This is a genomic window from Hydrotalea flava, from assembly GCF_001623405.1.
Classification (GTDB): Bacteria; Bacteroidota; Bacteroidia; order Chitinophagales; family Chitinophagaceae; genus Hydrotalea; species Hydrotalea flava.
This window is the reverse complement of record NZ_LUHG01000036.1, coordinates 1-10,399: the sequence shown is the minus strand read 5'-3', so window position 1 is coordinate 10,399 and position 10,399 is coordinate 1. Positions and strand designations below refer to the sequence as shown.

Below are 10,399 nucleotides of genomic sequence, written 5' to 3'. Positions count from 1 at the left end.
GAATCTGGCGTCCACACTTCTGCCGGTGTGCCACCCCAACTGGCATTGATCAAAGCGATAGGCACATGCAGCGAATCTTGCAGCTTTTTCCCAAAAAAAATAGGCAGCTGCGCTAAAGGTTTGTAAGTTGGCAGCATCACAACTTACCCAAGTACCTTTTACATCTTGTTGTGGACAATTGGCAGCAGACTTGGCTACTGTAAAAAAACGGATATTTGGATTATAGGCATGAGGCAAAACTGCTTTTACATCCGGTAAACCCCATTGTTCATTCATTTCCATGTTCGACTGGCCGGAACAAAGCCAAACTTTACCAATGAATATATTTGTTAATGTAATGGAATTGTATCCCTTAAAATTAATTTGATAAGGACCGCCGGCAGCAGGCGTTTCTATAGTAAGTTACCAATGTGCATTTGCGTTTGTTGTTGCAGAATCAATTGCATTATCCCAGGTATTGGTAACTTTTAGCACTTCGCCCGGATTGCCCCAGCCCCATAATGTAACGGCCAACCGTTGCTGTAATACCATATTATTGTTTAAAATTGAAGGCAGTATAATATTTGCCTTTGCTGAACAAAAAAACATTATTACAACTAATGCACAAAAACGTTTCATAAAAAAATTATTTAGTATGTTTTTATCAGTTTTTGCGTTTGATAAAAATGCAGGTTTTGATTGTATAAATGCACATAATATACGCCTGCGGGTAAATGACTGATGTTAATAGCATCGCCATTTTTTAGGTTGTACTGGTTGATAACTGTTTGTGCTGCAGTATTGTAAATAATAGCATTCAAAATAGGCACTCCTGTTAAATTATTGTGGATGAACACTTCACTTTGTGCAGGATTTGGATTAATACTTAACGCTGAATTAAGTACAACATTTATTGCAGTAGCAATATAATTAAACCTATTTGAAAAGGCGCTGCTGCAACCATTCTGAAATACCTTAACAGCATAATAACCATTAGCAGTTGGCTTGTATAATTGAGCAGTAGCATTCGCAATAGCAGTAAGCGTATCATTGTACCATTGATTACCGGAAGGAGAGGAGGAAATTAAATTATTATTGCCATCTATTGTAACAACAGGTGTGGCGGGTATAGCAGTTTTAGAAATGAAAACTGTATCTGAATAAATACTGCAACCTGCATTATTTTTTCGAAGTACTACTACATATCCTGCATTACTGATAAACCGTTGTGTTTGTTGTGATGAATTTGTTATACCATTGATATTCCAAAAAAGGCTATCTGAACCAATGCTATTACTTATGGAAACTAATGTAGAATCATTACCGCAAATAGTATAGGCAGAATTTGAGAATTGTGGCTTCGCAATGGCACATCCGTTAGCGATTGCGGTAAAAGCCAGATCCCAGTTTAAAGTGGGCACATTAACAGATAATATGCCATTATTCACCGTTACAGTTGCAGTGCCAACAGGCAAGTCTGTATTGGTATTGTACCATTGTACTGTATAATTTGAATTAGTCATTCCTGCAATTTGGATTGCAGCACCATTTACGGCAGAGGGAGCAACACCATTATGATTTTGCATATAACTCCAATTATATTGGTTATTTAAAATCCATCCTGCAATTTTATTGTGACCGGCTGATTGTAACACATAAGCAGAGACCGGAGAACCAACATTTATAAAGATATAGCTGGAAATATTCATCCAATCGGTTCCTGTATTATCCACTTTTATGGTATGATTGCCTGCAGACACATTGATGAAATAAGTAGCATTGGCAACAGTATTAAAAGCAGTATCCTTACCATCCAGATAAATATGCAACTGAGGTGCTGTACTAATATTGTTCACAACCACTTTAAACTGTCCGGATACAGGATAGGTAACAGTAAAAACAGGCGGATTTTTATATTGGGTATTGTATACCGAACCATACAAATATTGTCCTAACTGTGTGGCAGCCGGTGTTATATTTCCGGAAGCATCAATGATGAAATTAGCAGCAGTAGCTGCAGCCCAGCCAGCGCTGGGTGAAATGGTTAAATCGGCTTTACCCCCTCCGCTTATGGTAGCTGTAACCGGTGCATATAATTCAGATTTTAAATTTAATGCATTTACAAATGAAGAGATGCCTTTAAAATGCGTATACAAATTTTTCGGATCAATATAATTATCCCACCACCAACTCATTGCAGTTCCCATAGCACCGCTTAATGCAGTAGCCCACAATGTATTGTGAATATACATACCATTCGGATCAATAGAAGATAAAGCAACGTTTCCGGAATTAATACCAAACTCGCCATTGAGTGTTGGTTTTTTAAATTGCTGGATATAAGAACGGCTGCCGGCAGCTAATATCGATTCCAAATTGGGTGCGCCAACATAATAATGTGTTTGCGTAAAATCAATATTTCCCAAACTCCAGGTAGCTGGATCATTATTATCATGTGCATAGCTGGTGGTTACCAAATGCTGATACACATCTTTCGATTTAATGTAAGCAGCCATTTCCTGATGCCAGTTTGTAATATTTGTTTTATAAGTATTAAAACTATCGGTCCATTCTACTTCATTAAACAATTCCCAACTCATAATTGTGTTGGAGTAACCATACCGGGCAATAATATAACGCATTCTGTTTTTAAATAAATTTTTAGCAGTTGAGTTTGAAAAAAAATCCCATGTATTATTGCAAGGCCCTCCATTTGCAATGTTATAAGGATTGTTATTCCATTCTGGATTTACTGTAGTAGATACCTGACCATGATGGTTTAAGCAAAGCATAATACGTACACCCTTTTGTTTACAAGTATTTAAAAGCCAGTCTAAGTAATATGCATTGGATTGCTGATAGTTTTTCAAACCGCCATAATTAGCTCCTTTCCATTCTAAAGCAAACGACCAATCGGCCATCCAAACTCTTATAAAATTACCCCCGTTATTGCTTAATTTGTTTAACCAATTGGAATAATCTGTATACACATTATTATCCTGCCAGCACATATTTTCGCCAACGGGAATGTATTGACTACTATCATCAAAACTTAAATAGTTAGAATTATTTTTTCGAATAAACCCTGGATCGGAGCTATTTACACAAGTGAATGTTGCATCACCATAGGTAGTAATGCCAACAGTATTAGTGCAAATAAAGCTGTAATGCCATATACCCGTTTGAGTAGGTGTAAACCGAACTTTAAAAACACCTGTACCGGCAGGAGTTATACTGCCATTGGTTGTATTGAGTGTGTAATCCTGCATATAAAACCCATCTACCGAATCAACAACACCATTGGGTGCCGTAAAAACGGCTTTAACAGCAATATCATTATAATCAAACGGGTTGGTATAAGCAGCAGTTAATTGAATGGTTAATTCAAACTTATCAAACTTTTGTATGCTGGTATTATTGGGCGTAACAACATGGAATACCGGTATTTGAGCTAATAACTGTTGTGCAAAAAACAACAAGGTTAAGAACAAAAAATTTTTATTAAGAAGAAGCATAACAAATTTTTATTTATGAAAATTAAATACATTTCATTCCATTATTGAACCTCCACCTTTTTTACACCGGAAAGATCGTCTGTAACAAATCCATCACCGCTTGCAGCAAAAATTATATATCCTTTGATTGCAGTTGGTGCATGTAAAGCTTTAAAATTGAAAATGGATACATTGCTAAAGTGGCGCAATTCCAGGCCATTGGTAAAAAATGATGGTAATTCCTTAGGCCATTCCAACATAAAATCGTTGATATGTAAACCTTCAATATAACGCGCTAAAATTCCCGGAATATCACTTTGGAATAGTTGTTCTCTTGGTCGTAAACATCCACGCAAATCAATATTCCCACCGGCAACAGCATTTAAAGCACTATTCACAACTTTAAAACGAATGTGATTGAAGTTAATATCCTGTAAATAGCTTTCCTCACTACCATATAATAATATTCCATTTTCACCGGTGCAAATAATATTATTAAAAAATACATGCCGAATGGAACCCAATTGAATGTTTGCTTTACCACGAACAGCAGAAATATGAATCGGTTCACCATTCCCCCACCAATCGCCCGTGCGTAATTTAGTTTCAATATATACATTATTGAAGCTGATATTTTCCAAAGAACCTTCATCACGTAAAAAAATTCCAATACCTCTTGTAGTATTGGTAATATTTACATTATTCACCTGAATATTTTTCACGGTATTCTGATCTAAAAAACCAATTCGAATACCACTGGAATAAGATTGCAGGTTACAATTACTTATAATAATATTTTCTGAAATATGTTTGATATGTTGAAAACCCGGAATTTCAAAATGATGATTGTAACCTGTTATAGCAATCGCATCATCACCCGATCGAATATCGCAATCATTAATGATAACATTGTTACAACTGGTAATATCTATTCCATCCGCATTAGGGGCAAGTAAATTATTCCAAAGCCGAATACCGCTAACCAATATGGCATCACAATCAGCAAAATGCATGCACCAAAAAGGTGCATCCGTTATAAATATATTTTTGACAGATATTCTTTTACAATTACTGAATACGAACATTTGATAAGGCCTTTCTTTTGGAACAATAGGCCCATCGCCAACACCTGTAAATACTTTCCTGAAATTATTTTTTTGACGTGTAAATTGTGTAGCTATACTATCTAACTTTTTTACGTGGGTTGTATCAAAAAAATGAATACCGTTTCCATTCACCTCGCCTTCACCCATTATGGTAATATCTTCTTTATTTTCAGTAAAAAACATTCCTTTATGTATGGGAACATAAGGCGAATCGGGTATAAATTTTTCATAGTTCAACAAATCAGAACTACCCTTTAAAACTGCCCCCGATTGCAAATACAAAGTAATGTGGCTTTGCAAATGCACTGTACCGATGATAAATGTACCGGAAGGAATGAATACAGTTCCACCTCCATTTTTACTACAGGCATCAATGGCATTTTGCAATGCACGGGTAGCGGGAATTTGACTATTGGGCACTGCGCCATAATCAGTAATACTAAATATTGTACGCTGTTGTGCCAATAAAAAAGTAGTACTAATTAACATTGTACAGATGCAAAGTATATATTGCCTGATATAATAAACAATATGTCGGTACATATTTTATAGTTTATAAAGATTGAAAGATGGGCATGGATAATCTTTGAATAATTTCCATACAGGCTCTGGCATTGTGATATGGGCATTTCCAAAACCCAATTTTATCTTCAGTAAGCATTACTTGGTAATTTGCATCAACACCCCAAACCCATTCACCATATTTCTTATCGATAATATGTTCTTTTACAAATTGCCAACAATGCCATGATTTTTCAAAAAATTGGGTTTGTTGTGTAATTTGCCAGGCATTTAAAAAACCTATCATGGCTTCTGCCTGCGGCCACCAATGTTTTTCCCGAATCAAAAAATCATCTGCCATTCTTTTTTCATACCACAATCCACCATCGTCATCCAAGCCTTCGGCAGCAGCAATAGCAATTGCTATTGCCATTTGCTCCATGGTATATATCCATTCAATATCGCCAATAAATACCGCACAATCTAACAAAAGCCATGCAGCTTCAATATCATGTCCGTAAGAAACAACATCAGGTTTTAACTGCCAATTTTCAGTAAAAAACAAATTCAGATGAAAGCTATGGATATCAATAAAATACTGTTGAAATAGGTGCAGCAAATGAATGATTTTAGATTGCAATATTTTATTCGGCCACACCTTATACAAATTGGCATATGCCTCAATGATATGCAAATGTGTATTCATGGTTTTTTTTTCATTCCTGTCTTTTTCACTTAATCGGGCATCATCAATAGCAGCCCAGTTTCTGGAAAATGCTTCAAAATAACCGCCATAATTTGCATCAAAACTTTTTTCTTCTAACAAATGAAATAAACCGATGGCGGTATCTAAAGCCAACTTATTGTTGGTTGCTGCATAGAATTCACTTAACCCATATATCACAAAAGCATGCGCATATATTTGTTTACGATCATCCAACACATTCCCATTAGGAAGTAATTTCCAAAAAACACCTCCATATTCATGATCAAAACCGAACTTCATTAAATAATCAAACGCCCGTTCTGCCATCATCAAATACGCATCATGTGGTTGCCATTGATAAGCAGCAGAGAATGTCCATAATATTCGAGCATTTAAAACAATACCTTTTGGTGCCGTGAAATCAGCGATATTTTTATGATTCAATGCACCCAAAAAGCCACCATGTTTATAATCAGGTGCATGATCAATCCAATACTGCAATATATGCTGCAGCTCAATTTCAACTTGATTTATATATTGTGTTAATTGTTTCAAAGTAAATTCATTAACCTATTTAAATTTATGGGTTTGTAATTGTATGTTGTGTAGTGCAAGCTGGTTGATTAAGATAAGCAAGGTTATGCTCAATAATACACTGTAAAGTTTGTACAGAAGTAGTAGAGCTAAATCCATCCTCAGGATGATGCAGCACATAATCTAAAATAAGGGAAAGAGTAGTAGTAGCTACATGCATTCTGGTATCAGAAGAAGCATAATAAATAAATAATTGTTCCCCATCATCATCCAAAATCCAACCATTACTAAATACCACATTTGAAACATCGCCTAATCTTTCTTCACCTTCGGGTGCTATAAAATAACCGGCAGGTTTATGTATTACTTTGGTTAAATCATTTAAATCGGTCATAAACATGTAAAGGGTATACCGTAGGCCTGCTGCAGTATTTCTTACACCATGTGCCAAATGTAACCAACCATAATTTGTTTTAATAGGTGCTGGCCCAGCGCCATTTTTAGCTTCATAAACGGTATGGTAGATTTTTTTATCAACAATAGTTTCCTTATGAACAACAGCATGGGTAATATCATCCGCCAATCCAAATCCAATACCACCACCTTTTCCTGCTTCAATAAAACTATCTTGTGGCCGTGTATAAAAAGCATATTTTCCATTTACAAACTCAGGATGCAGTACCACATTGCGTTGTTGCGGTGAAGTGGTAATTAAATCAGGTAATCGTTCCCATTTTTTAAAATCTTTAGTTCGGGCAATGCCGCATTGTGCTATGGCTGCAGACTGGTCGCCCTCGGGAGCAGAATTGTCCTTCCTTTCGGTACAAAAAATACCATATATCCAACCATCTTCATGTGCAACCAAACGCATATCATAAATATTGGTATCAGGAATATTGGTTGATGGAATAAGAACCGGACAATCCCAAAATCTGAAATGGTCAATTCCATTCGGGCTTTCAGCTACTGCAAAAAAAGATTTTCGATCAGTGCCCTCTACCCTTGCCATCAATAAATACTTACCATTGAACTTAATGGCACCTGCATTGAATACAGCATTGATTCCAAATCTTTCCAACAAATATGGATTCGTAGCCGGATTTAAATCATACCGCCAAATTAAAGGGGTATGGGCAGCAGTAAGTACAGGATTTGCATATCGTACATAAAGCCCACTCAGTTGTTGAATGGGTTGATTGTTTTTTTTGATAAGTGATTCATAGTTATCCTTTAGCCAGTTGAATCGTGTTAAATAGTCATGCATGCTCTAGGGTTTAGTTGTTCAAAATGCTAATCTTCTAACCTGTTCCACCAGGTAATTTTTAATATCAATATGATAGTTAGTATAATGGATAGATTGATCCAAAATGGAGTTTGCATTTTCAAAATCAGGTACATTGGAAACAATGTAAAACACAGTTGGCCAATAATACCGAGTGAAACATTAAACATATCTAACCAAAAGTTCTTGTTTTCAATAAAAGAAGGATTATCTTTAATGACAAGCAGATGAATAGGTTTCCAAAAACCCCAGGGACGAACCGTTTTATAAAAATGTTTCAATACAGCTTCATCGGTAGGAGGTGCCAAATAAGTACCAATAAAACAACCGGCGAGTGATAATACAAATAAAAGCGGCCACCAATACAAAGGCAGCCCCGTTGTTACATAAGGCATGATTAATGCAGCGATGATACCAACTGCCATACCCCAAAAAAAGCCATTTGCATTAAAGCGCCACCAATACCATTTTAAGCAATTCGCTGCCACATATCCACCATATAAACCACCGACAATCCATTGCAAAATATCATTTACATTATTTGCTAAAAAACCGAAAAAGACGCCTACTGCTACTACAATAACTCCTACCAAATAGTTCATAGAAATAATACGCTTATTAGTAGCAGTTGGGTGGATATATTTTAAATAAATATCGTTAACAATATAGGCTTGAGCAGCATTTACCGTGCCACTAAAAGTACCCATAAATGCACCGAGCAGACCCGTTAAAACAATACCCATAATGCCAACAGGCAGAAAACTATTAATGGTAGCAGGTAAAATACGTTCAAAATCAACAACCCCATCGGGTCCTTTCAAGGGGAGGGTTTGATAGTACAACAATGCCAATACCGTTAGTCCAATTACCATTGTATACCGTATGGGTAATAAAATAATACTCACAAAACCTGTCATTTTACTCGCATCTTTAGGGCTTCTGGTACTTAAAACTTTTTGCATATCATAATTGGGTGCAGGCCCGGCCAATGAAGCAAAAACACCTTTTAATAACATCATCATAAAAAATATTCCAAATAAGTCAAAACCGTCTTCTTTAATTTTTTTGTTAGCATCGGCTACAATATTTAACCAGTCTAGGTTTAAACGCCAACCAAAAAATGGATTTTTCCATCCCTCAGGAACCGGCAACTGACGGCCATTTAAATGATGCCAGGCAATTACACCAATGGCAATACAGGCCACCGTCATAATAGCATATTTAATTACATCGCCCAGAACAATGCTGTGCATGCCACCAAGAATGGAATAAAACATGGCAAACAACGTAAATACAATACCGTAAACATGAGGTACATATTTATCGGCTACATGAAAAGGAATATAATCCTTCACCTGCTCCCAGGGAATAAAAATTTCCATAAATTTCCCCAGGCCTACAAATCCATAGGCTAAAAAACCGAGGCAACTAATTAAAGCAAAAGCAATAACCACTAACTGAGATGCCTTTATGCCGGCACCGCTGCTACCAAACCTGGTTTGCAACCATTCAGCACCTGTGCTGGCATTGCTTCTACGTAACCATTTGCTTAAAAACATCATCATAAAAACCTGATTAAATACAGGCCATAACCAGGGTATCCAAATACTCTTTAATCCATAAATGAAACAGAGTGTTACCATCCACATAGTACCACTAATATCAAACATATCAGATGCATCACTTAGTCCCAACATATACCAGGGCAGCGATTTTCCACCCATTAAGTAACTTTCTTTGCTTAATCTTGCCCGTTTACGCATCCATAAACCAATAACAACCATTGTAATAAGGTAGGCTACGAGAATTAATACATCTATGAGTTGAAGTTTCATTGAAGTGTTGCAATTGAATGAATGCAAAATAATTTCTTAAAAGCTGCAGGTGTGCATAACAAAAGAAAAAAGACCATAGTAGACACTACGGTCGGTGTTTCAAATCTTAATAAACGACTACTACTTATGAGAAAAAACATTTTTCGGTTATTGATATACTTGATTAAAACTTAAGCCATCCTGAAATATAAAAAGTCCGGATTGCTTCATTTTCTGAAAATTTTTTTGAGATGACTCGCCCTTAAAAGGAACATAATATTCTTTACTGCCATCAACTTTTGTACCGGCATTACGCCATCCCAATACATAAGCAACCGCATGTCCTTTTAATCCGGCTGCAAAAACGGTTGTCCACCAGTTTTTATCCGGAATTTCATTAAACCCAAATTCTGTTAGTGCAGGAATTTTTTTGTGGGTTGCAGCAAATGCATCCAAATCAGTTAACATTCTTCCAATATTCTGACTAACGTAAGACATAGTTGTTAAAAATTAGTAGTTACTATTCCCAAGTCTTCGCTAGTTATTTCAAATTTACCGATTTGCTTTTTCATTTTTTTGATTAGCCCCATTTTTCTTTTCTGATCTAAGAATAGATATTGAGTGGGTGGATTGTAAGGTTGCTTTTTTACGATCATATTCCAGATGATTACTGCCAGTTTTCTGGCAGTGGCACTCACCGCTGCGGTTCTTCCTTTGCGGTACAATACTTTTCTAAAAAAATCAGCCAGGTGCGTGTCCTTCAAATTACCAATTGCATTGGCTGCATTTCGCAAAGCTATTTTTAAACGATTACTGCCTTTGGGTACTTTATTGCTTATGATTTTTCCACCTGTTTTCTTATTGTTGGGTGCAAGCCTTAGCCAGGAGGTAAATTGTTTGGATGTTTCAAACTTTGTAAATCCATCAGGTCCTATTTCACTCATGATGCTTAAAATGGTGGCATGACTTACGCCTTCAATCTG

Annotated in this window: 8 protein-coding genes and 1 pseudogene; all 9 read right to left on the bottom strand. The window is 36.3% G+C overall.

What is annotated here, in order from left to right; all coding sequences use genetic code 11:
• A pseudogene (locus A0F92_RS01640) lies at window positions 1-276 on the bottom strand (hypothetical protein); the annotation flags it as partial.
• 126 nt (window positions 277-402) lie between these two features.
• Window positions 403-618 carry a hypothetical protein gene (locus A0F92_RS01635; RefSeq protein ID WP_068241025.1) on the bottom strand — a complete coding sequence of 72 codons (216 nt, stop codon included), beginning with the start codon at window positions 616-618 and terminating at the stop codon, window positions 403-405.
• Window positions 619-629: 11 nt separating this feature from the next.
• The gene (locus tag A0F92_RS01630; protein ID WP_068241023.1) at window positions 630-3,494 is read right to left on the bottom strand and encodes a DUF5060 domain-containing protein; all 2,865 of its coding nucleotides are present in this window, start codon (window positions 3,492-3,494) and stop codon (window positions 630-632) included.
• A gap of 41 nt (window positions 3,495-3,535) precedes the next feature.
• A complete protein-coding gene (locus A0F92_RS01625) occupies window positions 3,536-5,122 on the bottom strand; it encodes a glycoside hydrolase family 28 protein (protein WP_167516731.1) in 1,587 nt (528 codons plus the stop codon).
• Between the two features lie 10 nt (window positions 5,123-5,132).
• Entirely contained in the window at window positions 5,133-6,341 is a 1,209-nt protein-coding gene (locus tag A0F92_RS01620) for an AGE family epimerase/isomerase (RefSeq protein WP_068241018.1), read from the bottom strand.
• A gap of 25 nt (window positions 6,342-6,366) precedes the next feature.
• Window positions 6,367-7,584 (bottom strand): glycoside hydrolase family 130 protein, encoded by a 1,218-nt coding sequence (locus tag A0F92_RS01615; protein WP_068241016.1) that lies wholly within the window; start codon window positions 7,582-7,584, stop codon window positions 6,367-6,369.
• Between the two features lie 26 nt (window positions 7,585-7,610).
• Window positions 7,611-9,437 (bottom strand): sodium:solute symporter family protein, encoded by a 1,827-nt coding sequence (locus tag A0F92_RS01610; RefSeq protein WP_068241015.1) that lies wholly within the window; start codon window positions 9,435-9,437, stop codon window positions 7,611-7,613.
• A 147-nt stretch (window positions 9,438-9,584) separates the two neighbouring features.
• Window positions 9,585-9,914, bottom strand: a complete 330-nt coding sequence (locus tag A0F92_RS01605) for a hypothetical protein (protein WP_068241014.1) — start codon at window positions 9,912-9,914, stop codon at window positions 9,585-9,587.
• 5 nt (window positions 9,915-9,919) lie between these two features.
• A partial coding sequence (locus A0F92_RS01600; protein ID WP_167516730.1) for a transposase occupies window positions 9,920-10,399 on the bottom strand: 480 nt, incomplete at its 5' end.

Coding starts and splice junctions, on each gene's coding strand:
- A0F92_RS01630 (WP_068241023.1), bottom strand. CDS start 3,494: ATGCTTCTTCTTAATAAAAATTTTTTGTTCTTAACCTTGTTGTTTTTT.
- A0F92_RS01625 (WP_167516731.1), bottom strand. CDS start 5,122: ATGTACCGACATATTGTTTATTATATCAGGCAATATATACTTTGCATC.
- A0F92_RS01605 (WP_068241014.1), bottom strand. CDS start 9,914: ATGTCTTACGTTAGTCAGAATATTGGAAGAATGTTAACTGATTTGGAT.
- A0F92_RS01610 (WP_068241015.1), bottom strand. CDS start 9,437: ATGAAACTTCAACTCATAGATGTATTAATTCTCGTAGCCTACCTTATT.
- A0F92_RS01635 (WP_068241025.1), bottom strand. CDS start 618: ATGAAACGTTTTTGTGCATTAGTTGTAATAATGTTTTTTTGTTCAGCA.
- A0F92_RS01615 (WP_068241016.1), bottom strand. CDS start 7,584: ATGCATGACTATTTAACACGATTCAACTGGCTAAAGGATAACTATGAA.